The organism is Psychrobacter sp. GTC18467 (assembly GCF_055397455.1).
Window position 1 is genome coordinate 2,237,328 of sequence record NZ_AP038920.1, and the last position, 23,389, is coordinate 2,260,716.

Consider the following 23,389-nt stretch of genomic DNA (forward strand, 5'->3'; position numbering starts at 1 on the left):
AAACCGTTTTTTAAATCCCCTATTTCAAACTGAATGGTAAATTAAGTGACAAGCTGCTTAGTCTTAAAGTTAAGACTGAGCGCTAAGTTGCCGCGGTTTTGATAGCGGCGCATTTACCGTTTTCATGGATTGAGCTTTGGTATTTTTGCCCTTGTCGCGCGAGTCTTTATTATACGCAATGAGCGCGTCGTGGTCGGGTAAAAAGCTGCTTGGATCGGCCATCACCCACATTTGGTTAAACACATCAGAGCGGGCGCTGTGGTCAAGAAGTGCGCCTTCATCGGTAAAATAATAGTACTTTGATAACAGCTTAATTTGACCGTCCTCAAGCCGCCTTGCAATATGGTACGGCTGCAATTGGCTTGGGTGGCTAAGTCCCACTGCGCCAACAATGCTGGCAAGTGACTTTAAGGTATTTTTATGAAAGCTTGCTACGCGCTCCGCTTTACTTGGAACATCAAGCGCCCTTTGGCGAAATGGGTCTTGGGTGGCAACGCCGGTCGGGCAGGTGTTGGTATGACACGAGCGCGATTGAATACAACCAACGGCAAACATAAAGCCGCGAGCGGAGTTGCACCAGTCCGCGCCAAGTGCCAGCATCCTTGCAATATCAAATCCAGACACGATTTTGCCACTCACGCCAAGCTTGATTTTATCGCGGATTCCGGCGCCAACAAGGGTATTATGAACCAGTAAAAAGCCATCAATAAGCGGCATGCCAACGCTGTCCATAAATTCAACCGGAGCGGCGCCCGTACCGCCTTCAGCGCCATCAACCACGATAAAATCAGGATAATTGTCCATTTCAATCATCGCTTTAACAATCGCCATAAATTGCCACGGCTGACCGATACAAAGCTTAAAGCCCACCGGTTTTCCACCGGACAATTCGCGAAGCTGCTGCCAAAATTCGACCATCTCATAAGGGTTGCTAAACGCTGAATGCGAGGAGGGCGAAATACAATCTTGACCCATCGGCACGTGACGCGTGGCGGCGATCTCTTCGGTAATTTTTTCGCTTGGCAGCACGCCGCCTTTACCGGGTTTGGCACCTTGCGACAGCTTAATTTCAATCATTTTTACTTGCGGGTCAACGGCTTGTTTGGCAAAAGTTTCCGGATTAAAATGACCGTTGTCATCGCGGCAGCCAAAGTAGCCGGTGCCAAGCTCCCAAATCAAATCACCGCCAAATTTGCGATGATAAGGACTAATAGCGCCCTCGCCAGTATCATGGGTAAAATTGCCCATTTTTGCGCCTTGGTTGAGCGCCATAATGGCGTTTGCTGATAGGCTACCAAAGCTCATTGCCGAGATGTTAAATACCGACATGTCATAAGGCTGAGCGCAGTCCTCACCGCCAACGGTAATTCGAAAATCAGTATCTTTAATCGGCTGATTGATGGCTGATTGCAAAAACCACTCTTTGCCGTGCTCATATAAATCATCAAGGGTGCCAAAGGCGTTGGTGTCGCTGACGTTTTTGGCGCGCTGATAGACAAGGGCGCGCTGCTGGCGTGAAAATGGCACTTGCTCTTTGTCATTTTCAAGCAAATATTGGCGAATTTCGGGACGAAAATCCTCCAAAATATAGCGAATGTGACCTGCCACCGGATAGTTGTATAAAATGGCGTGTTTGCGCTGAATTAAATCGTAAATCCCAAGCCCTACGCCAATGCCGCCGATGACAAACAGCCACCAATTGACCAAGATGACGCCCAACAAAAACAGCACAATGGCGGCGGCAAACACGCCGTAGCGCAAAAGCAGCCCAATAACGTAAGGGAAGTTTTGTTTGGGTTTGGGGTTTAAATTGGTTCTGGATTGGGGCATGGCACTCTCAAGTTTTTAAACTTAAATAAACGAGTAAATAATATTTACAACGCTAAATAAAAAAGCGACTAAAAAGCCGCGGAGTGCTCGCAATTATAGCACAGCTAAGCCATATATTTGGTAACGGCTTGCAAGCGCGGTTAACAATCGCGTAAGACTTTTTTTAAACAAAACTTTTCCAGTTAAAATAACAAGGAAAATAAACGGCAAAATTAACAAAATACGTAAAGATAAGCGGCAAACAAGGCGGTAGGGTAGCTTAAGATAGAAAGGTAATTTTTTAACCCTCATAAAATTTATAACGATATTTTAAATAAGGACACTCTTGTGACTCAAAATAATGACTCCTCAATCAACAACTTATCTCTAAGCAATCCTGAACTGTTTCAGCAGCACTGCTATTTTAAAGATGGCTGGCATGACGCGAGCAGCGGCGAGACCATTGAGGTGACCAATCCATTTAATGGTCAAGTTATTGGTCAAATCCCAAGCTTAACCGAAAACGATATTAAAGATGCCGTTGCCGCCTCGCAAAGCGCGCAAGTGGCTTGGGCACAAAAAACGGCAAAAGAGCGCAGTTTGTTGCTAAAAAAATGGTCAGCGTTGATTGAGGCTAATAAAGAAGACTTGGCCATTATCATGACCGCTGAGCAAGGCAAACCGCTTACTGAGTCACGCGGCGAGATGACTTATGCCAACAGCTTTATTGAGTGGTTTAGCGAGGAGGGCAAGCGCGTTTATGGCGACACCATTCCGGCGGAAAACAGCGACTTGCGCTACGTGATTTTAAAGCAGCCGGTGGGCGTTTGCGCGGCGATTACCCCTTGGAATTTTCCGGCGGCGATGATTACCCGAAAAGCGGCGCCCGCGCTTGCTTCTGGCTGCACGATGATTGTTAAGCCTGCCACCGAAACGCCATTTTCAGCTTTAGCGCTTGCGGTATTGGCAGAAAAAGCAGGGATTCCGGCAGGCGTTTTTCAAGTGGTGACCGGAAAAGCGTCGGTCATCGGCGGGGTATTGACCAGTGATTCGCGGGTGAAAAAATTGTCCTTTACCGGTTCCACGGAAATCGGTCGCAAACTGATGGCAGAATGTGCGCCAACGGTTAAAAAGCTGTCGCTTGAGCTTGGTGGTAACGCGCCATTTATCGTTTTTGAAAGCGCCGATTTAGAAGCAGCAGCGGAGGGCTTGATAGCCTCAAAATTCCGAAACGCCGGTCAAACCTGCGTTTGCGCCAACCGCGTTTTTGTTCAAAGCAGCATTAAAGAGGAATTTTTAGCCATTTTTAGCAAAAAAGTTCAAGCGCTGACCGTTGGTAATGGCATGGATAAAGGCGTGGACATTGGTCCTTTAATCAATCACGATGCCTTTGAAAAGGTGGAAAGCTTACTTAAAGATGCTGTCGATAAAGGCGCCAAAATCCTCACCGGTGGCGATAAAAATAACGCGTCCGAATTAAGCTTTAACCCAACGGTGATTAGCAATGTCACCGAAGACATGCAGCTTGCCCATGAAGAAATCTTTGGTCCTGTGGCGCCGATTTTTGAATTTAGCACGGAAGAGGAAGCGCTTAAAGAGGCAAATAATACTATTTTTGGCTTGGCGGCTTATTTTTACAGCCGTGATTTTGCGCAAGCTTGGCGGGTGACGGAGGCGCTAGAATATGGCATGGTCGGTCACAATACTGGCATGATTTCAACGGCGGTTGCGCCCTTTGGCGGCATCAAGCAGTCCGGATTTGGTCGTGAAGGCTCAAAATACGGCATTGACGAGTACGTGGTCACCAAATATTGGTGCGCCAATATTCAATAGGTTGTTGATAAGGTTAAAAGCTATCAGTATTTTGGTAAAATTTTTAGAAAAAAGTGCTGATAGCGCTGTCAGTTGCTAAGGCTATTTTAACGGATATTTTAAGCGTTTTGTTTTGCGCTTGAGGCTTTGTTTTTCTCGCTCTTCTTCAAGACTTTGCAAATATAGCGATTGATAAAGGGCAAGGGTTTCATTAATCATTTCACGCATGGTAAATTTGTTGGTCATGTCCGGTCGGGTCACGCTTTCAAGCTGATTTCTAACCGTTTTACAAAGGGCTTTGGCGTTATGCTTTTTGACCAGTCCTTCAGGAAATAGCGGTTTTAAAATTTCGCTATAAGCCGCTTGGTCCCAACCGATGACCGGTGTTCCTAGATGAATGGCTTGCAAGGCATTCATGCCGATAGATTCAGGCTGGTTGGCAAGGGCAAGGACAATATTTGCCGCTGACAGCCACTCGCGCATGTCATCGCGGCGGCTGCCAACGTAGGTAATTCTTGGCGCCAGTCCAAGCGCTGTGCTGCGTTGCCGAAAGTCCTCGTGCGGCACATCGCCTGCTCTGTGGTCTTCATCCATAATAATGACGTGAATGGCGGGAAACTGCTCCTGCAAATTACCTAAAATATCAATCAGCCATTCTTGACCGTATTCACTGCCAATAACGGTGGGAAACACCAGCCATTTTTTGTGCTCAAGTTCAGGGTATTCAGCAAAAGTATGCTTGAGCCAATACACGGATGGGTTGTGGCGATAAGGGTAAATTCGGGTGTCCACACCGCGATAAATGCGCTTAATCACTCGCGGCGCAAGATGCTCGCGGCGCAAGCGTTTTTTTAAATAGCGGGTCACACTGTTTGATACGGTGATGATGGTATCGACATCAAGAAGCGCTTGCGAGTATTTATTAATCGGATAAAAACCGTACATGGTGGACACCAATTTTGGTTTTTTGGCGACCCTTGCATGCCGCAGCGCCAAATGCAGCACCCAAGCCGGCGTTCTTGAATGAACGTGAATGATGTCCGGTTGGTAGCGCTCAATAAGCCTGCGCAGCGGCAGCACCCGCAGCAGCGAGCGCCACGACTTTTTGTTCATAAACAACTGATGATAAAGGCTGCCTTCACGCTCCAAACGTTTGACCAAATCATCTTCATAATCGGCGCTTGAGACGATAATGGACGTGTGACCATTTTTAACCAGTGCACGCCCCAAATGAAAAATCCCGCGCTCAGATTCATTGTGTTTTAGCGAGGACAACAAGCGCATGACAATCATAAAAAAGCGACCTACCTAAAGCCAGCTTAATATTGTCAATTAAAAACTGGCAAAGCGCAACCCTTATTGAACTTGAGCGCGAATGACTACGGTTTGCGGAGCATTGGCAGCCAAATCGACCAAATCCCATTTTAGCCCTGAGTAGCTTTGGCTGACGACGGCATTTTGGTCAATCACCTGATAAGAATCGCCGGTTAGCGCATACGTTGGCAAGCTGCTTTGCAAAGAAATCAGCTTAACGTTTGACGGCAGTACCAGTTTGGCATTTAAGTCCGTTACCGGCTGCGCCGTGGTAGTCACATAATTGGTATGATATTCAATCACATCACCTGCACTGATTTTATTGGCAGGAACGGCAAACTCGCGACCGCTGCTGTCTTTGAGCACCTTCATGATTTTGGTGTTGGCAGTGACCATACCTTGAGTGCTAAAGGTTGGGGTGATTTCAAGCGTGTTTAGGGCAACGCTGGTGACAGCAGTGGCTGGTTGAGCGACGCTTATGACTGTATTATCTGCCGTGGTGGCAACTGGGGTAATGACCGTATTGGTGGGGGCAGTGACAACGGTTGTGGTCGTAGCCGGAACAACGGGCGTGACTGCCACCCCGACAGTTTGCGTTTTGGTGACATATCGCGGGGTGGTGCTGACTTGGGTTGCATAATAAGGCGCGCCGTTTTGCATGGTGATTCCGGTTGGCGTTGCGGTAATGGTTGCCACTTTACCATCGCTTGATTGCTCAATAATGGTGGCGCTACTTGCTACGGGTGCAACCGTGACTTTAGTTGCCGCATGAGCAGTCAAGGGCAACATTGCCGAAATTACAAAAACAGCGCCCAATTTTTTAGTTGTAAAATAATTCATATCCGCCAGCCTTAACCATAAAAAGTCATGAAAAAGTAAAACCCTTACCACGGCAATTGCGCAATGATAAGGGTCAAATCAGCATAAAAATTGCTTAGATTTCAAAATAACTCAGATTATGCGCCAAAATAATGCCAAACTTACAGCACAATTGTGTAACTAAATAGCGCCATCATCATTGTTTAAGAAAGCATTTTACTCGTAAATCACTTCCATCACTTCGTATTCAACCACGCCACTTGGGGTTTGGATTCGCGCTTCATCGCCTTCTGATTTGCCAATAAGACCGCGAGCAATGGGCGAGTTGACCGAGATTTTACCGGCTTTAAAATCCGCCTCATCATCGCCGACGATTTTGTAGCGCTTTTCTTCTTCGGTGTCCATATTTTCAATCACCACGGTGACGCCAAACACCACGCGACCTTCTTTGGGCAGAGTTGAGGGGTCAATCACTTGAGCGCCGCCAAGCTTGGCTTCAATATCACGGATTCGCGCTTCACAAAAGCCTTGCTGCTCACGAGCGGCATGATATTCGGCGTTTTCTTTTAAATCGCCGTGTTCGCGAGCTTCGGCAATGGCGGCGGTGATTCTTGGGCGGTCAATGTTTTTAAGTTGCTTTAATTCAGCTTCAAGCGTGGCATGACCTTGCGGTGTCATTGGATAGCGTTGCATAGTTTTTCCTTAAGCCAATACCATCACACCACCTCAAGCGAGATGGTGCGGTATAAGCATATTAATTTGGGTGATAAAATACTATTAATTAATAATAAGTGAGGATAACGCAGCACGTTTTGCAATATCCACCTTTAAAATTCAATCATAATAAAAAGCATAGTCGCAGCTCGGCGGCTATGCTTTCATCATTTTTTAATAAGATTTTGAGCGCTTGGCAGTTTACCTTAATAAACTACCAAGCCTTCTGATGCTTAATTTACTCAAATTAATGAGCGGCGTCAACTCTTAGGCGCTCAATGTCTCTTTATTTAGGTCTTGCAATTTGTAAACGTCAAACGGCAAATCAATGGCGTAAGACTTACAAACCGCATCGGCAGCGCCCAACGTGGTCACGTAAAACACCTTACCTTGAAGGGCGCTTCGGCGAATTGAGAACGAATCTTCCTGAGCTTGTTTGCCTTCGGTCGTATTGATAATTAAATCAATTTTACCGTTTTTCAGAGCATCAACAATGTGCGGTCGACCTTCGGTAACTTTGTTGATTTGGGTGCAATCAATGCCGTTGTCGCTCAATACTTTTTGCGTTCCGGTGGTGGCAACGATGTTAAAACCAAAGTCAGATAAGGTTTTGGCAATCGGAACGATTTGCTCTTTGTCGCTGTCACGAACTGAGATAAAGACCGTTTTGGTTTCGCCTTCAGTTGGTAAGCCCGGCAGGCGCTCATTACTACCGATAATGGCTTTATAAAACGCTTCGCCAAAGGTTTTACCAACGCCCATGACTTCCCCTGTTGATTTCATCTCAGGGCTTAAAATCGGGTCAACACCAGGGAACTTGGCAAAGGGGAATACCGCTTCTTTAACGGCGTAAAAATCAGGGGTAATCTCTTTGGTAAAGCCTTGGTCTTTAAGACTGGTTCCTGCCATGCAGCGCGCGGCAACTTGGGCTAAAGACGTTCCGATGCATTTTGAGACAAACGGAACAGTTCGCGCGGCTCGTGGGTTAACTTCCAAAATGTAAACCGTATCACCTTTTACCGCAAATTGAACGTTCATCAAACCTACAACGCCAAGCTCTTTTGCCATCGCCACCGTTTGCGCGCGCATCACATCGCAAAGCTCGTCCGATAAAGAGTACGGCGGCAATGAACATGCTGAGTCGCCTGAGTGAACGCCGGCTTGTTCGATATGCTGCATGATGCCGCCGATAACCACATCGGTGCCATCGCAAACGCAGTCAACGTCTACTTCAATCGCGTCATCCAAAAAGCGGTCAAGTAAAACCGGTGCTTCGTTTGACGCTTGAACGGCAGTTTTAAGGTAATGTTTCAACTCATTTTCGTTATAAACGATTTCCATCGCGCGGCCGCCCAAAACGTAAGACGGGCGAACAACGAGCGGATAACCCACTTCTTTAGCTTTCACCAAACCATCTTCTAAACTGGTGGCTAACGCGTTTGAGGGCTGAGTCAAATTCAACTGGTGAATCATGTGCTGAAAACGCTCACGGTCTTCGGCGCGGTCGATAGCATCAGGGCTTGTGCCAATGATTTTAACCCCAGCAGATTCTAACGCGCGGGCAAGTTTAAGCGGTGTTTGACCACCAAACTGAACGATAACCCCGTCTGGGTTTTCGATGCGAACGATTTCAAGAACGTCTTCCAAGGTGATTGGCTCAAAATATAAGCGGTCTGAGGTGTCATAATCGGTCGAAACAGTTTCAGGGTTACAGTTGACCATGATGGTCTCATAGCCGTCATCGCGCATGGCAAGCGCCGCGTGAACGCAGCAGTAATCAAACTCGATACCTTGACCAATTCGGTTTGGACCGCCGCCGATGACCATGATTTTTTTCTTGTCCGTTGGGTTGGCTTCGCACTCTTCATCGTAGGTGGAGTACATATAAGCGGTGCTGGTTTCAAATTCAGCGGCGCAAGTGTCAACACGCTTGTAAACTGGATTGACGCCCAAATCCCAACGCTTTTTACGAAGCTGTTTTTGCGATACGCCCAGCAATTTAGCCAAGCGCAAATCGGACAAGCCTTTACGTTTAAAGCGGCGTAAGTTATCGGCAGTTAAACCACCAAAGCCAAGCGCTTTGACCTCACCTTCGGTGTTGACGATGTCTTCAATTTGCACCAAAAACCACGGGTCAATTTTGGTAAAGTTAAAGACTTCCTCAACGCTCATGCCAGCGCGGAAGGCATCGGCAACATAATAAATGCGCTCAGGGGTCGGAACGGTCAAGCGATTGATGATTTCTTTTCGCGCTTTATCAGGGGCAATTTGGGTTAAATCGATTTGCTCATCAAAGCCGTCCGCGCCGGTTTCCATACCACGAAGGGCTTTTTGCATGGACTCTTGGAAGTTACGACCAATGGCCATCACTTCACCCACCGATTTCATTTGGGTGGATAAAATGCTGTCGGCTTGTGGGAATTTTTCAAAGTTAAAGCGCGGGATTTTGGTGACAACATAATCAAGCGTGGGCTCAAAGCTTGCCGGCGTTTTGCCGCCGGTGATGTCGTTTTGAAGTTCGTCTAAGGTGTAGCCAACTGCAAGTTTCGCAGCGATTTTGGCAATCGGGAAGCCGGTGGCTTTTGATGCCAAGGCTGACGAGCGCGATACGCGTGGGTTCATTTCAATGACGACCATGCGACCGGTTTCAGGGTTTAAGCCAAACTGAACGTTTGAGCCGCCCGTTTCTACGCCGATTTCACGAAGTACCGCTAATGACGCGTTGCGCATGATTTGGTATTCTTTATCGGTCAGCGTTTGCGCAGGGGCAACGGTGATTGAGTCGCCGGTGTGAACGCCCATCGGGTCAAAGTTCTCAATGGCGCAAATGATGATACAGTTGTCGTTTTTATCGCGAACGACTTCCATTTCGTACTCTTTCCAACCGATTAACGATTCGTCAATCAAAAGCTGATGGGTTGGCGATAAATCAAAGCCGCGCTCGCAAATTTCGATAAATTCATCACGGTTATAAGCAATGCCGCCGCCGGAACCGCCCATGGTGAATGACGGGCGAATGATACACGGAAAGCCTAATTTTTCTTGGGTGGCAAAGGCTTCTTCCATAGTTTCGGCGATTTCTGCGCGCGGGCACTCAAGACCGATGCGCTTCATGGCTTTGTCAAATAAATCGCGGTCTTCTGCCATTTCGATGGCTTCTTTGGTCGCGCCAATCAGCTCGCAATTGTATTTGGTCAAAATGCCGTGCTTATCCAAATCAAGGGCACAGTTAAGCGCCGTTTGACCGCCCATCGTTGGCAAAATGGCATCGGGGCGTTCTTTGGCGATGATTTGCTCAACCGTTTGCCACGTAATCGGCTCAATATAAGTGGCGTCTGCCATGGCAGGGTCGGTCATGATGGTGGCGGGGTTTGAGTTCACCAAAATGACGCGGTAACCTTCTTCGCGAAGCGCTTTACAGGCTTGAGCGCCTGAATAGTCAAACTCGCACGCCTGACCGATGACGATAGGGCCTGCGCCAATGATTAAAATGCTTTTGATGTCCGTACGTTTTGGCATAAAGGGCTACCTTCGTTTTGATGTTAAATGATTTTGATACTAAGTTTTTTGATACTAAGTTTCTTGATATTAAGCTGTTGTTAAACTTTCTTTTTTGCAGTCGTGAGGATAAGCGCTTAGGACAAACCAAGCGCTGATAAGGCTATTTTTAGTTAAGGTTAACGCACTTTTTTAAATTAGCAAGCCGTCAAATTTATAAAAAGCGCGTTATCAATTATTTTGTTAAGCGTTTGCTGACTTAGCCGCTTCCATCATGGTGATAAACTTATCAAACAATGGCGCGCAGTCGTGAGGACCGGGGCTGGCTTCTGGGTGACCTTGAAAGCTAAAGACCGGTTTATTAGTCAATTCAATCCCTTGGTTGGTGCCATCAAACAGCGAGCGGTGCGTGGGTTTGACGTTGTCCGGCAAGGTGGCTTCATCGACGGCAAAGCCATGGTTTTGACTGGTAATCATCACCACGCCTGATTCCAAATCTTGAACCGGATGGTTGGCGCCGTGGTGACCGGTTTTCATTTTGACCGTTTGCGCGCCGCTGGCAAGACCGATGAGCTGATGACCTAAGCAAATGCCGAAAGTTGGTACGTCCGTTTCTTCGATGATATGACGAACGGCATCAATCGCGTAATCGCAAGCGGCAGGGTCGCCAGGACCATTGGATAAGAAAATGCCATCAGGATTCATCGCCAGCACGTCTTTAATTGGCGTTTGCGCAGGAACGACGGTCACGTGACAACCACGGTCAACGAGCATTCTTAAAATGTTGGTTTTGCTGCCAAAATCGTAAGCCACGACGTTAAATTTGCTGTCGATATGGGTATCAAGCGCTTTAAAAAAGCCGCCGGTTTTGCTGTCTTTACTGCCTTCCATGTCGCGGTTTAACGGTGAGTCGGACAGCTCCCAAGTGCCTTTGGTCCACTCAAAACCTTCAGGGTGGCAGCACTCTTTTGCCAAATCCATCCCTTCAAGACCTTCAAAGTCTTTGGCAAGGGCGATGGCTTTTTCTTCGTCCTCTTTTGTGATGGTGTTACCGTTTGCCGCGGTCAAAATGCAGCCGTGCTGAGCGCCTTTATCACGAAGAATTCGGGTCAGTTTTCGCGTGTCGATATCGGCAATTGCCACCGTATCATGATGCTTTAAATAGTCGCTTAACGATTCAGAATGGCGAAAGCTTGAGGTTGCCATCGTCGCATCACGGATGATTAAGCCTTCCGCCCAAACTTTGTGGTCACAGCCGGATTCGCTGTCCTCAGAGTTGGTTCCGGTATTGCCGATGTGCGGGTAGGTGAGGGTGACGATTTGACGGGCGTAGCTTGGGTCGGTCAGGATTTCTTGGTATCCGGTCATCGCGGTATTAAACACCACTTCACCGACGCGGTGACCTTCGCTGCCAATACTGACCCCGCGAAAAATCGTACCGTCTGCTAATGCTAAAATGGCTTGGGTTGTCGTCGATGAATTCAAAGGTTGCCTCCGCTATGATTGGTGAGCGCCCAATTGGGTAAAAGTGATAAAAATATTGTTAATAAAATCAATATCGTATCAAAATTTGACCACAAAAAAGCGAGAAGACATTATTGATAACAACCACAAAAATCACTCAAAAGTGAAGACGTCAGTCGCATCATGTCCGCTCGCTTAGGCACAGATTTTGCGCATTATACTGGATTTTTTGGCTAAATACTACCCTTTAAGTTACGCTGAAAATCTAAAAATCAAGCTTGGGTTGCAAGAAAATGGTGAAGTGTTTTAAAGGCTTTTATTTTGAGATAAATAGTCTTGAAATAAGAGGTGTCTAAAAATTAACGGTAAAACAGTTAAGCCATTAAAACGGACAGCTTTTTAAAACGGATAGCTTTTAAAACGGATAGTATAGCGTCACCCCATAATAATCGGGCGCAAGATTGGCGCTGAGCATTGCCCCATCCTCATAACGCTTGGTCAAAAGGGTGCTGCTTGCTACCCCAAGCGCCGCGCCTGCAAGCACATCGACCGTGTCATGCTCATCGGCAGCCACGCGGCTATAGGCGACAAATCCTGCGCCAAGATATGCCGGAATGCTGTATTCAAAGCCATAGCGCTTGTGAATGAAGCTTGCCCCTTGAAAGGCAAACGACGCATGCCGTGATGGAAATGAGCGGTCATCTTCACCATTTGGTCGCTCTTTGTCGACCGCCATTTTTAGCGCTTGCGTTGCCGCTGCATTTGCTGCAAACGCATAATAAAATTGCTGACGACCTTCCTTATCATCCATATAATAGGTGCTGCCAAACGCTGCCGCCGGAATGGTCACCGCAAGCGCCGAGCCAATTTTTTCAACCGTATCGCTTGCGTTCGCGCTTTGCATGGAACATATAGCGCTTGAGGATAAAATTATGCTCGACGATAAAATGACAGCAGGGTAGCGCATGAGGTAAAAATCCTTTAGGTAAATTAATAAAGTAAAACCAAGCAGCAAAACCAAACTTGAGGAAAGGTTTTAAATTGCAAGCGCTTTAATGCTAAACTGACGCTTATTTTTATAAAAAGTTTTCAAGTAAAATCTTGGCTATTGTAGCGGTATTGCAGATAAAAGAAACGCGATTTGTCGAGATTTAACCATTTATTTGGCTGCTAAAAATTTAAGCGTTGATTAACGCTGAGGATAATCATGCTTTATCAATATTTAGAAAAATCACCACAATTTGCGACGCCGTTTCAAGGCTTCGTAGCCGAGTCTGCGCAGGTGATTGGTGACGTTTATTTGGGGCATAAAGTCAGTATTTGGTTTGGCGCGGTCATTCGCGGTGACAACGACCACATTTATATCGGTGATTTTAGCAACGTTCAAGAAAACAGCGTCATTCATACCGACCCAAACATTCAAGTGAGTATTGGCAGCCACGTCACCATTGGGCATTTAGCCATGCTTCACGGCTGCACCATTGGCGATAACAGCTTAATCGGCATTGGCGCGGTGGTGCTTAATCACGCCAACATCGGTAAAAATTGCATCATTGGCGCAAAGGCGTTGGTGACTGAAGGCAAAGTGATTCCGGACAATTCACTGGTGATGGGAGCTCCTGCTAAAGTCGTCAAAACCTTAACCGATGAGCAAGTAGCGATGCTTAAAGACTCCGCAATGGGGTATGCAAACCTTTGTCAAAACTATCGCAACGGACTTAAAACCGTTGATTTACCAAACGATTAATTTTTAACTTTTTCATCATACTTTTATAATTTGATAACGAGAACAACAATGACAAATTTAACAGAAAATATGGCAAGTAATAATAGCGGCAATCAAGGCAACGTCTTAGCACTGTTTGACCTTGACCATACCTTGCTTGACGTTGATAGCGACTATCTTTGGGGCGAATATGTCGTTACTCATAAATTGGTCGATGAGGACGAATACCGCCGATTAAATCAGCTGTTTTATGACCAATATATTGCAGGGACGCTTGACGCCACCGAATATAATGAGTTTGTTGCCAAGTTTTTGACCACCTTACCGCTTGAGCGCTTGCATGAATTGCGCGAAGATTACATTCGCTACGAAATTGAGCCGCACATCCGCCCAAAAGCGCTGACGGTGTTAAAAGAGCATTTGGCGCTGGGTCACACCGTGGTGATTATTTCGGCGACCAATGATTTTGTGGTGTCCGCCATTGCCGAGCGCTTTGATGTGCCGCCTGAAAACGTGCTTGCCACACCGCTTGAAATCGTTGATGAGCGCTACACCGGTCGCTTAACCGACAAGCCTAATTTTCAAGCAGGAAAATTGTATCATTTGGAAAAATGGCTCAATAAAAAAGGTGCTGATGGTATAAAATTTGACACTACTTATGCCTATTCTGATTCCAAAAACGACATTCCGCTGCTTGATTGGGCAGATATTGCCGTTTGCGTCAGTCCCGACGACGCGCTTCATGCTCATGCGCTTGCGCACCGCTGGGCGGTGGAAGATTGGGCGATTTAGCCGCCAAATTTTCGCTTATTTATTGTAATTTATCAAAATCAACATCAACGTTGTAACCCAATAGGAATTATCCACAATGGAAATCAGCCCTTACCAAGACCAAATCAAAGACTTAAGCGCTCGCGGTCAAGACCTTCGGAGGTATCTTTGACTTTGATGGCAAACAAGAGCGCTTAGAAGAAGTCAATTTAGAGCTTGAAAACCCTGAGCTTTGGAACGACCCCGACCGCGCCACCCAAATCAGCAAAGAAAAAAGTCAGCTGGATAACATTTTGGGCGTGATGATAACGCTTGATTCGCGCCTTGATGACGCGGCTGCCATGCTTGACTTGGCAGTAGAAATGGAAGACGAGGCGCTTCTCGAAGACGTTCAAAGCGAGCTTGATGCCGCGGAAACTCAGGTTGCCGAGCTTGAATTTCGCCGGATGTTTAGCGGTGAAATGGACGCCAACAACTGCTATTTAGACATTCAATCTGGCAGCGGCGGCACAGAAGCTCAGGACTGGGCAGAGATGCTGCTGCGGATGTACACGCGCTGGGCAGAGTCGCACGGCTTTAAAGTTGAAGTGATTGAAGTTTCCGCAGGCGGCGTGGCAGGAATTAAATCGGCAACGCTTGCCATTAAAGGCGACTATGCGTTTGGTTGGCTTAGAACCGAAATTGGCGTTCACCGCTTAGTTCGCAAATCGCCATTTGACAGCAATAACGGTCGTCATACCTCGTTTTCAGCCGTTTTTGTGTCGCCTGAAATCGATGATAACGTCGAGATTGACATCAATCCCGCGGATTTGCGAATCGATACCTACCGCTCCTCGGGCGCAGGTGGTCAGCACGTGAACACCACCGATTCTGCCGTTCGAATCACTCACGAACCCACCGGAACGGTCGTTGCTTGCCAAAATGAGCGCAGCCAACACGCTAATAAAGACACGGCAATGAAAATGCTTCGCGCCAAGCTTTATGAGCTTGAAATGCAAAAGCGCATGGAAAAACAGCAAGCCGTTGAAGACAACAAATCAGACATCGGTTGGGGCAGCCAAATCCGCTCTTATGTCCTTGATGACTCGCGGATTAAGGACTTGCGAACTGGCGTTGAAACGTTTAATACAAGCGCTGTGCTCGATGGCGACCTTGACCCATTTATCAAAGCCAGTTTAAAAGCAGGATTATGATAAGTGTTTTTTAAACGAAAAATGCAATTTTAAAATGACTATTATTAAGGACATAAGGACAATTATGCCAAGCGTAAATCAATATTTTGACAATAAAGTGACCTCAATTGCCTTTCAAACCAAAACCCTTCCGGCAACTGTTGGGGTGATGGAAGTTGGCGATTATGAGTTTGGCACGAGCGAATTTGAAACCATGACCGTGGTTAGCGGCGCGCTGACGGTGAAATTGCCAAACAGCAATGACTGGCAAACGTTCGAGGCAGGTCAAACGTTTACCGTTGATGCCAACCAAAAATTTGGCGTTAAAGTTGACGTTGAAACGGCATATTTATGCACCTATGGTAAAGATTAAACTTTTTGCAAAATTAAAAAACGCTAAGCGCAATCTTAGCGTTTTTTTTGTTTTGAAAAATGTTTTATAAAACGGATAGTTCATAAATCTTTACGGTATTGAATCATGTCCGTTTGTGTGGCAAGCGTGTCATAAAGCCGCCGCGCCGTTTGGTTATTGTCTTGCGTTACCCAATAAATGCGATTGCAGTTTTTCTCGCTTGCAAATTGATAAATATGCTCGATAAGGGCGCGACCTATGCCTTGACCGCGAACCGACTCACTGACAAATAAGTCCTCAAGGTAGCAGCAATCAGTCGCATTCCAAGTGTTTGGGTGGATAACCGTGTGAACGATGCCGACCAGTTTGTTTTTTTCTAAGCTATCCTCTTGAAATGCACCAAAACCAAAAACGGGCGTATTACTATCCATCAGCTTTTGCCAAGTTGAGTTGGTGATTTGCAAAGGCAGGCTCGTTTCATAAAACGTCAAATAGCCTTGCCATAGGTCAAGCCAAGCCTCAAAGTCTTGCTCGGTAAGGGCAGCAATGCGAATAGGACTAGTTTGCAAGTTAGAATTTAATTCAGTCATGAGTTGTCTTTCTATAAAAATTTAATATTCAATTATGCCCGAAAACTCAACATTTAATAGCCTTTTTTAAGCTTTAAAGCGCTCTAATTTACACAGCCTTACACATTATCTTGCCAATGTTCACAGTAAAAAACTGCCGTCTTGATTATCCTAAAGTTATTCTTTTTGAACTTATCTTTGTTAACTGCCTTTAGCTATGAGACACGCCAACTTATGACCGAAGCCGCTGCCCATATTTCCGAGCGCCACGATTATGAGCGCTTAGCCCGCCGCGCTAAACTGCGCTATGTCAGCGATGTTGAGGCAGGATTTACCCGAAAGCGTCGCGGTCGCGGCTTCACTTATCAAGACAGCGCAGGCAAAACGGTCACCTGCAAAAAACTTCGCGCCCGCTTTGAGGCGCTGGTTATCCCGCCGATGTGGTCGGAGGTTTGGATTTGCGGCGATGATAAGGGGCATTTGCAAGCGACCGGTCGCGATGATAAAGGTCGCAAGCAGTATTTGTACCACTCAAAATGGGACAACGTCCGCGACCATGCCAAATTTAGCGCCATGATTGACTTTGCCAATGCGCTACCAAAGCTCCGTTCTCAAGTTGAAAAAGACTTGGCTGCCCCTGAATTGTCCCGCGAAAACGTATTGGCGGCGGTGATTAAATTACTTGAAACGACGCTTATTCGCGTTGGCAATAGCCGCTATGCCAAACTCAACAAAAGCTTTGGCTTAACAACCTTGCGAAGTCGTCATGTCAGCGAAACCGAGGAGGGCCTCGCCTTTGATTTTGTTGGCAAAAGTGCCAAATCGCACCATATTGAGCTGTCTGATGAGCGCTTAATTGCCATTATCCAAGCGTGCTCGGAATTGTCAGGCTATCAAATTTTTAAATACCTTGATGAAAATGGCAACAAACAAGTCGTCGATAGCGGCGCGATTAACGCTTATTTACGCAAGCATTGCGGCGACTGCGATGACTTTAGCGCCAAAGACTTTCGAACGTGGATGGCAAGCGTTTTGGCAGCAAGCTACCTTTATGATGAATTATCAGGCGAGCAAAAGGATATCTTAACACGTCCTCAAAACAGCAAAGCGCGGCAAAAACTGGTAACGGAGATGGTAAAAAACGTCGCCGCCGAGCTTGGCAATACGCCAACGGTTTGCCGAGCGTCTTATATTCACCCCAAAATCATTGAGCACTTTTTAGCCGGAACGTTTTTTGAGGAGTATAAAAACGCTCGCCGAGGTCGGACGCGTGCTCACCAAAGTGTTGAAGAAAAAGCGCTGCTGGCGTTTTTGTCTCAATAAATTTTATGTGATAAAAACAACAAAAAATCCGCGCCATTTAGCATGAAAAATCATCTAAAAAACACCTTGACTTTTTTATAATTTCTGCACAAAAAATCTTGAAAAAGGGCAGCGGCTGCCCTATATAAAAGCCAATAGACAAAACGTCAATCAAACTTGGTGCAAGTTGGCAATAATAAAAGCAAATAATGTCGCCAAAGCGCTCTTATTAAAAGGATAAAACATGCGATTCGAAAAATTTACCCAAAAGCTGCAATCAGCGATTGCGGACGCGCAAAGTCTTGCCCTTGGTCGTGATAATACCGGCATTGACCCGGTGCATTTACTTGCCGCGCTTTTGCAAGATGAAGCCAATCTTGCCATTTGTCAGCAGGCAGGAGCGTCAATTCCGGCGCTCAAAAACGGCGTGGCAAAAGCCCTTGAGAACCAAGCAACCATTGCCAATCCAACCGGTGAGGTTAATTTAAATCCCGATTCGGTGAAGGTTCTAAACCTTGCCGACCGTCAAGCACAAAAAGCCGGTGATGACTTTATTGCCACCGAATGGGTGCTGCTCACGCTTGCTGAACAAGGTAACACCAAAAAAATCTTCGAAAGCGCGGGAACAAGTGCTCAGCAATTAAAAGCCGTCATTGAACAGCTGCGCGGGGATGATACCGTGACCAATCAAAATGCCGAAGACCAACGCGATGCGCTCAATAAATATACGGTGAATTTAACCGAGCGCGCCGAACAAGGTAAGCTTGACCCTGTCATTGGTCGCGATGAAGAAATCCGCCGGACGATTCAGGTACTTTCTCGCCGAACCAAAAATAATCCGGTGCTTATTGGTGAGCCGGGCGTTGGTAAAACGGCGATTGTTGAAGGTCTAGCGCAAAAAATCGTGAACGGCGACGTTCCAGAAGGACTTCGCCGAAAAGAAGTCTTGTCGCTTGATTTAGGCGCGCTGATTGCCGGAGCAAAATTTCGCGGTGAGTTTGAGGAGCGCCTAAAAGCGGTGCTTAACGATTTGGCAAAACAAGAAGGCAACGTCATTTTATTCATTGACGAATTGCATACCATGGTCGGCGCAGGAAAAGCAGACGGCGCAATGGACGCTGGAAACATGCTCAAGCCGGCCTTAGCTCGCGGCGAGCTGCACTGCGTTGGCGCGACCACGCTTGATGAGTACCGTCAATATATCGAAAAAGATGCTGCCCTTGAGCGCCGCTTCCAAAAGGTCTTGGTCGATGAGCCAAGCGTTGAGGACACCATTGCGATTTTGCGCGGTCTAAAAGAGCGCTACGAGCTGCATCACGGCGTTGACATTCAAGACAGCGCCATTATTGCGGCGGCGCGAATGAGTCACCGCTACATCACCGACCGGATGCTTCCAGATAAAGCCATTGACTTGGTTGATGAGGCCGCAAGCCGCCTGCGCATGGAAATGGACAGCAAACCAGAAGCGCTTGATAAGCTTGATAGCCGCTTGATTCAGCTAAAAATGCAGCGTGAAGTGCTTAAAAACGAAGAAGATGCTGGCGCGCAAGCCGAAACCAAATCGTTAAATGAGCAAATCGCTGAGCTTGAAAAAGAATACGCCGATTTAAACGAAGTTTGGCAGGCAGAAAAAGCGCTGATGCAAGGCAGTCAGCAATACAAAGAAGAGCTTGATAAAGCGCGAATTCAGCTTGAAAAAGCCACTCGTGATGGCGATTATGCTGAAATGTCACGGCTGCAATATGGCGTCATTCCTGAGCTTGAAAAACGCATTAAAGAGTCGGATTTGGCGGAGCAAAAAGAGCAAGCGGACGCATCAGGAATTAAGCTACTTCGTAATAAAGTCACCGATAACGAAATTGCCGAAGTCGTTAGTGCGGCAACCGGAATTCCAGTTGCCAAAATGATGCAAGGCGAGCGCGATAAAATGCTGGCAATGGAAGACAAATTGCATGAGCGCGTCATCGGTCAAGACGAAGCGGTTGAAGCGGTTGCTAACGCCGTTCGCCGAAGCCGAGCAGGGCTTTCTGACCCGAACCGACCCTCCGGCTCGTTTTTATTCTTAGGGCCTACGGGGGTAGGTAAAACGGAGCTGACCAAATCGCTTGCCAACTTCTTGTTTGACTCTGAGGACGCCATGGTTCGCATCGATATGAGCGAATTTATGGAAAAACATAGTGTCAGCCGCTTGGTGGGCGCGCCTCCAGGTTACGTAGGTTACGAAGAAGGTGGCGTGTTGACTGAAGCGGTTCGCCGAAAGCCTTATAGCGTGGTGCTGTTTGATGAGGTCGAAAAAGCCCATCCGGATGTCTTTAACATCTTACTACAAGTGCTTGATGATGGTCGCTTGACCGACTCACAAGGTCGCGTGGTTGATTTTAAAAATACCGTCATCATCATGACCAGTAACTTAGGCTCGCACAAAATCCAAGAGATGGCAGGCGAAAGCTACGAGGACATTAAAGCTGAAGTCATGGACGCGGTTGGCGAGCATTTCCGCCCTGAGTTTGTGAACCGGATTGATGAAATCGTCGTCTTCCATCCGCTTGGTCAAGCGCAAATGGCAGGAATTGCTGACATTCAAATCGAGCGTTTGCGTCGCCGCTTACAAGAGCGCGAGCTTGATATTACCTTGAGTGATGAGGCAATGAATCAATTGGTTTCGGTCGGTTACGACCCAGTTTATGGCGCAAGACCTTTAAAACGCGCCATTCAACAGGAAATTGAAAACCCGCTATCGCTGCGACTGCTTGCCGGTGACTTTGTGGCAGGCGATATCATCAAAGTCGATGTTGGCGCTAATGACAAGCTGACTTTTGAGAAATTAAGACTGAGCTAAACGTTTTGGTTTAAACCTTAGCAGTTTGCAATTTTTAAAATCAGTTTTTTAAAAATCCCCGAAGCTCATTTGGTTTCGGGGCTTTTTTTAGTTAAGGGATGTTACTAACTTTGGCAATGAGACGTTATGAACATTCCCCTTGAGTAAAGCCAATGGCTTCAGGAGTTCCGCAAGCTGAGCAGGAGTTTCCTGCCGTTTTATAATGGATTCCTGACTTGTCTTTGATTTTTACGCAAACCGGATCGTATTGCATGGTACAAATATTATTATCCGGATTAAATGGCGGGCAGGTACTAAACGCGCCATCGGCATTTGAAGTATCAGACTTTGGGGCGTGAATGGTCGAGCTGTCCATAGTTTTTGCAGGTTGCGTATTATTACAGCCGGAAAGTAGCAGCGGCAAGGTTAACGCTGCAACGAGCAAGCCAGCTTTGCTTTTGGCAGGCAAGATATTTGAAAAATTTTTCATGATTGCGCCTCCTTGACCGTGACTGTTAAAATTATCATAACCGAAAAGGTCATGAAGAAAAGTAGCTTTTTATAAAGCTAAAAAAAATAGCCCAAATGATTTTGAGCTATTTTTAATTATTGAAAATATGATTTAATTAAAAAATTAGCTTATTTATCTTTATCGCTTTGATTGAGCTGAACGTATTTATCAAAGTTTTGCGCGTAATCGGTTAAGTTATCGCTGAGCATTTGGCGGTATTGTTTGGCGTAAAATTCAACGATGTCGTCTTTTTCTTTAGCAAAATCATCACCTTTGACAAAGCCAATTGACGCGACAGACGCGCTATAACGGGCAGCGGCGTAAAGCAGGGATGCGCCCACTTGACCGGAATGCGCCTCGCTTCCTAATTGGCTGTTGGCAAGGCTGATAATGGCATCGGCGCGCTGATAAAAGGCTTGCATTTCAGGGGTGATTTCAAGGGCATCGCCGGTCGTATGGTCATCAACCGCTGCGCTTTTGGCAAGCTTGGTTTCGTCAATGTCCGAAGTTTTATCCGTCATGGTTTGTTCCTTATTTTAAATCATGTTTTAAAGTCAGTTACCAGCGGGCATCGTTACGTAGCGCTTCGACTTTATCAGTTTTTTCCCAAGTAAAGGCGTTATCAGAACCGGCTCGACCAAAGTGACCAAAGGTCGCGGTGCGCTGATACATCGGCTGCAATAAATCTAGCATTTTGGTGATGCCATAAGGTCGCAAGTCAAAATGGGTTCGGATTAAGCGAATGATTTCTTCATAGCTGACTTTGTTGGTGCCAAAGGTGTTCACCGAAATTGAAGTCGGCTCGGCAACGCCAATCGCGTAGCTGATTTGAACTTCGCAGCGGTCGGCAAGCCCTGCTGCAACGATATTTTTTGCCACGTAGCGAACCGCATAAGCCGCACTACGATCAACTTTAGAGGGATCTTTACCGCTAAAGGCGCCGCCGCCGTGACGCGCCATACCGCCGTAAGTGTCAACGATGATTTTGCGACCGGTAAGCCCTGCGTCCCCTACAGGACCGCCAATGACAAATTTTCCGGTTGGGTTGATATGGTAGCGCGTGCCTTGATGCAAAAGTTCAGCAGGCAAAACTTGCTTAATAATCATTTCCATGACCGCTTCTTGCAAGTCTTTTTGCGAAATGCTTGGGTCATGCTGAGTGGACAGTACCACCGCGTCAATGGCTGCCGGACGGCTGCCTTCGTATTTAAGGGTGACTTGGGCTTTGGCATCAGGTCGCAGCCAAGGCAATTCACCTGCGCGGCGCAGCTCTGATTGACGCTCCATCAAACGGTGCGCAAACTCAATGGGTGCGGGCATTAACACTTCTGTTTCGTTACTGGCATAGCCAAACATCAAACCTTGGTCGCCGGCGCCTTGCTCTTCAGGTGAGCTTCTATCCACGCCTTGGGCAATCTCAGGCGACTGCTTGCCAATCATGTTGATGACCGCGCAAGTCTCGCCATCAAAGCCCAAATCTGAATGGTGATAGCCAATGCCATTGACCGTATCACGAACGAGGCGCTCGATATCAATGTTTGCCGAGGTGGTAATTTCACCGGCTAAAACGACCGCGCCGGTTTTAACCAAGGTTTCACAAGCCACGCGAGCTTGCAAATCTTCACGTAAAATCGCATCAAGAATGGCATCTGAGATTTGATCCGCCATTTTGTCAGGATGACCTTCGCTGACGGACTCGGAGGTAAATAAATTATATTCGCGCATAATCAATCACTTTTTTAAAACAATACAAAGGAAAAAAAGCCGTCAGCTAAGTAACGCTTTTTATTATAAGAAGAGGTTATCGCTTTTTTGGCTAAAAAATTGCCTTATTCTACCTTGAAATGGTCAAAAACTCTAGTCAGCGGCAGGATTGCTTCAAGCGTTTTAAGTGAAAAAATGGTGAGCCAAAACCGTAAAAATAATGCCAAATGCAAAAGTTGTGCGGAGTTTTGCTGATTATTTAACTTCTATAAATGCCAAAAAGGAATAAAAGTAATCGTTTTTATTTTAATTGCGCATGTTCATTTAGCGTTCTAAAAAGGCATGTTTATCTTTAAACATACACTCGTTAAAGACGGGGCATTCACCGCATTTTGGCACTCTGGCTTGGCAAGTATAGCGACCATGAAGCAATAAATAATGATGGGCAAGCATAATAAACTCGTCAGGGGTGCGCTCAAGCAGCTTTTGCTCAACGATAAGTACGTTTTTGCCGGTAGCAAGTCCGGTTCGATTGCCAACGCGGAAAATATGCGTGTCGACTGCCATGGTGGGTTGACCAAAAGCAGTATTGAGCACCACATTTGCCGTTTTGCGACCAACGCCGGCAAGCGATTCTAAATCTTTGCGGTTGTCTGGAACTTCACCGCCAAAATTATCAAGGAGCATTTGGCAGGTTTTAATGACATTTTTGGCTTTGGCGTTATAAAGCCCGATGTTTTTGATATAGGGTGTTAAACCCTCAACGCCAAGCGCTAAAATATCTTTTGGGGTATTTGCTACCGGAAACAGCTGACGGGTGGCGATATTGACGCTCACATCCGTCGCTTGCGCGGATAAAATCACCGCGATTAATAATTCAAAATTGCTTTGGTAATTCAGCTCAGTGACGGGTTCGGCAATGGTCGCCGCAAGTTTTTCAAAAAAAGGGTAAACGCTGGCGTTCGGCATTCGCCGTGATGGCGGCGTCTCGCTCGTTTTATTGGTGATGCGTTTGGGCTTATCAGGTTTGGCAG

19 protein-coding genes are annotated in these 23,389 nt (G+C 46.6%); 7 read left to right on the forward strand and 12 right to left on the reverse strand.

Going from position 1 to position 23,389, the window contains the following annotated elements:
• Positions 1-69 precede the first annotated feature (69 nt).
• The gene (locus ACZ5XY_RS09990) at positions 70-1,830 is read right to left on the reverse strand and encodes an FMN-binding glutamate synthase family protein (protein ID WP_464741270.1); all 1,761 of its coding nucleotides are present in this window, start codon (positions 1,828-1,830) and stop codon (positions 70-72) included.
• 327 nt (positions 1,831-2,157) lie between these two features.
• Between ACZ5XY_RS09990 and ACZ5XY_RS09995 the strand changes: the two genes are divergently transcribed.
• Positions 2,158-3,642 (forward strand): NAD-dependent succinate-semialdehyde dehydrogenase, encoded by a 1,485-nt coding sequence (locus ACZ5XY_RS09995; RefSeq protein WP_464741272.1) that lies wholly within the window; start codon positions 2,158-2,160, stop codon positions 3,640-3,642.
• A gap of 81 nt (positions 3,643-3,723) precedes the next feature.
• Here ACZ5XY_RS09995 and ACZ5XY_RS10000 read toward each other — a convergent pair whose 3' ends face one another.
• From ACZ5XY_RS10000 to ACZ5XY_RS10025, 6 genes are all read right to left on the reverse strand, one after another.
• The gene (locus ACZ5XY_RS10000) at positions 3,724-4,914 is read right to left on the reverse strand and encodes a glycosyltransferase (RefSeq protein ID WP_464741274.1); all 1,191 of its coding nucleotides are present in this window, start codon (positions 4,912-4,914) and stop codon (positions 3,724-3,726) included.
• A 63-nt stretch (positions 4,915-4,977) separates the two neighbouring features.
• Complete coding sequence (locus ACZ5XY_RS10005; RefSeq protein ID WP_464741276.1) at positions 4,978-5,775, reverse strand: hypothetical protein; 798 nt, start codon at positions 5,773-5,775, stop codon at positions 4,978-4,980.
• A gap of 195 nt (positions 5,776-5,970) precedes the next feature.
• Complete coding sequence (gene greA, locus ACZ5XY_RS10010; RefSeq protein WP_464741278.1) at positions 5,971-6,447, reverse strand: transcription elongation factor GreA; 477 nt, start codon at positions 6,445-6,447, stop codon at positions 5,971-5,973.
• A 288-nt stretch (positions 6,448-6,735) separates the two neighbouring features.
• Entirely contained in the window at positions 6,736-9,987 is a 3,252-nt protein-coding gene (carB, locus tag ACZ5XY_RS10015) for a carbamoyl-phosphate synthase large subunit (protein WP_464741280.1), read from the reverse strand.
• Between the two features lie 222 nt (positions 9,988-10,209).
• Entirely contained in the window at positions 10,210-11,451 is a 1,242-nt protein-coding gene (carA, locus tag ACZ5XY_RS10020) for a glutamine-hydrolyzing carbamoyl-phosphate synthase small subunit (protein ID WP_464741282.1), read from the reverse strand.
• Between the two features lie 394 nt (positions 11,452-11,845).
• The gene (locus tag ACZ5XY_RS10025) at positions 11,846-12,397 is read right to left on the reverse strand and encodes a phosphatase PAP2 family protein (RefSeq protein ID WP_464741284.1); all 552 of its coding nucleotides are present in this window, start codon (positions 12,395-12,397) and stop codon (positions 11,846-11,848) included.
• Between the two features lie 240 nt (positions 12,398-12,637).
• On the opposite strand from ACZ5XY_RS10025, the gene ACZ5XY_RS10030 reads away from it, so the two are divergent.
• The 4 genes from ACZ5XY_RS10030 (at position 12,638) to ppnP (ending at position 15,472) form a co-directional block, all read left to right on the forward strand.
• Positions 12,638-13,177 (forward strand): gamma carbonic anhydrase family protein, encoded by a 540-nt coding sequence (locus ACZ5XY_RS10030; RefSeq protein ID WP_464741286.1) that lies wholly within the window; start codon positions 12,638-12,640, stop codon positions 13,175-13,177.
• Positions 13,178-13,225: 48 nt separating this feature from the next.
• Positions 13,226-13,948 carry an HAD family hydrolase gene (locus ACZ5XY_RS10035; protein WP_464741288.1) on the forward strand — a complete coding sequence of 241 codons (723 nt, stop codon included), beginning with the start codon at positions 13,226-13,228 and terminating at the stop codon, positions 13,946-13,948.
• A 76-nt stretch (positions 13,949-14,024) separates the two neighbouring features.
• A protein-coding gene (gene prfB, locus ACZ5XY_RS10040; protein ID WP_464741290.1) for a peptide chain release factor 2 occupies positions 14,025-15,120 on the forward strand; the annotation gives its coding sequence in 2 pieces (ribosomal slippage) (positions 14,025-14,096 and positions 14,098-15,120; 1,095 coding nt in all).
• Between the two features lie 64 nt (positions 15,121-15,184).
• Entirely contained in the window at positions 15,185-15,472 is a 288-nt protein-coding gene (gene ppnP, locus ACZ5XY_RS10045; RefSeq protein ID WP_464741292.1) for a pyrimidine/purine nucleoside phosphorylase, read from the forward strand.
• 80 nt (positions 15,473-15,552) lie between these two features.
• Here the strand turns inward: ppnP and ACZ5XY_RS10050 are convergent, their stop codons facing one another.
• Positions 15,553-16,041, reverse strand: coding sequence for a GNAT family N-acetyltransferase (locus ACZ5XY_RS10050; protein WP_464741294.1), 489 nt, complete (start codon positions 16,039-16,041; stop codon positions 15,553-15,555).
• Between the two features lie 213 nt (positions 16,042-16,254).
• On the opposite strand from ACZ5XY_RS10050, the gene ACZ5XY_RS10055 reads away from it, so the two are divergent.
• Positions 16,255-17,343: a DNA topoisomerase IB gene (locus ACZ5XY_RS10055; RefSeq protein WP_464741296.1), complete on the forward strand. Its 1,089-nt coding sequence runs from the start codon at positions 16,255-16,257 to the stop codon at positions 17,341-17,343.
• A gap of 223 nt (positions 17,344-17,566) precedes the next feature.
• Entirely contained in the window at positions 17,567-20,161 is a 2,595-nt protein-coding gene (gene clpB, locus ACZ5XY_RS10060; protein WP_464741298.1) for an ATP-dependent chaperone ClpB, read from the forward strand.
• Between the two features lie 124 nt (positions 20,162-20,285).
• Here clpB and ACZ5XY_RS10065 read toward each other — a convergent pair whose 3' ends face one another.
• The 4 genes from ACZ5XY_RS10065 to nth all read right to left on the reverse strand — a co-directional run bounded on the left by ACZ5XY_RS10065 (position 20,286) and on the right by nth (position 23,324).
• Positions 20,286-20,630, reverse strand: coding sequence for a hypothetical protein (locus ACZ5XY_RS10065; RefSeq protein ID WP_464741300.1), 345 nt, complete (start codon positions 20,628-20,630; stop codon positions 20,286-20,288).
• Between the two features lie 149 nt (positions 20,631-20,779).
• A complete protein-coding gene (locus ACZ5XY_RS10070) occupies positions 20,780-21,073 on the reverse strand; it encodes a DUF3144 domain-containing protein (RefSeq protein WP_464743861.1) in 294 nt (97 codons plus the stop codon).
• 136 nt (positions 21,074-21,209) lie between these two features.
• Positions 21,210-22,376, reverse strand: coding sequence for a methionine adenosyltransferase (metK, locus tag ACZ5XY_RS10075; protein ID WP_464741302.1), 1,167 nt, complete (start codon positions 22,374-22,376; stop codon positions 21,210-21,212).
• 303 nt (positions 22,377-22,679) lie between these two features.
• The gene (gene nth / locus ACZ5XY_RS10080) at positions 22,680-23,324 is read right to left on the reverse strand and encodes an endonuclease III (RefSeq protein ID WP_464743863.1); all 645 of its coding nucleotides are present in this window, start codon (positions 23,322-23,324) and stop codon (positions 22,680-22,682) included.
• Between the last annotated feature and the right edge of the window lie 65 nt (positions 23,325-23,389).

Bases quoted from the DNA above. Each gene is read 5' to 3' on its own strand.
- ACZ5XY_RS09990 (WP_464741270.1), bottom strand. From the start codon at position 1,830: ATGCCCCAATCCAGAACCAATTTAAACCCCAAACCCAAACAAAACTTC.
- ACZ5XY_RS10000 (WP_464741274.1), bottom strand. From the start codon at position 4,914: ATGATTGTCATGCGCTTGTTGTCCTCGCTAAAACACAATGAATCTGAG.
- ACZ5XY_RS10005 (WP_464741276.1), bottom strand. From the start codon at position 5,775: ATGAATTATTTTACAACTAAAAAATTGGGCGCTGTTTTTGTAATTTCG.
- greA (WP_464741278.1), bottom strand. From the start codon at position 6,447: ATGCAACGCTATCCAATGACACCGCAAGGTCATGCCACGCTTGAAGCT.
- carB (WP_464741280.1), bottom strand. From the start codon at position 9,987: ATGCCAAAACGTACGGACATCAAAAGCATTTTAATCATTGGCGCAGGC.
- ACZ5XY_RS10025 (WP_464741284.1), bottom strand. From the start codon at position 12,397: ATGCGCTACCCTGCTGTCATTTTATCGTCGAGCATAATTTTATCCTCA.
- ACZ5XY_RS10030 (WP_464741286.1), top strand. From the start codon at position 12,638: ATGCTTTATCAATATTTAGAAAAATCACCACAATTTGCGACGCCGTTT.
- ACZ5XY_RS10035 (WP_464741288.1), top strand. From the start codon at position 13,226: ATGACAAATTTAACAGAAAATATGGCAAGTAATAATAGCGGCAATCAA.
- ppnP (WP_464741292.1), top strand. From the start codon at position 15,185: ATGCCAAGCGTAAATCAATATTTTGACAATAAAGTGACCTCAATTGCC.
- ACZ5XY_RS10050 (WP_464741294.1), bottom strand. From the start codon at position 16,041: ATGACTGAATTAAATTCTAACTTGCAAACTAGTCCTATTCGCATTGCT.
- ACZ5XY_RS10055 (WP_464741296.1), top strand. From the start codon at position 16,255: ATGACCGAAGCCGCTGCCCATATTTCCGAGCGCCACGATTATGAGCGC.
- clpB (WP_464741298.1), top strand. From the start codon at position 17,567: ATGCGATTCGAAAAATTTACCCAAAAGCTGCAATCAGCGATTGCGGAC.
- ACZ5XY_RS10065 (WP_464741300.1), bottom strand. From the start codon at position 20,630: ATGAAAAATTTTTCAAATATCTTGCCTGCCAAAAGCAAAGCTGGCTTG.
- ACZ5XY_RS10070 (WP_464743861.1), bottom strand. From the start codon at position 21,073: ATGCAAGCCTTTTATCAGCGCGCCGATGCCATTATCAGCCTTGCCAAC.
- metK (WP_464741302.1), bottom strand. From the start codon at position 22,376: ATGCGCGAATATAATTTATTTACCTCCGAGTCCGTCAGCGAAGGTCAT.
- nth (WP_464743863.1), bottom strand. From the start codon at position 23,324: ATGCCGAACGCCAGCGTTTACCCTTTTTTTGAAAAACTTGCGGCGACC.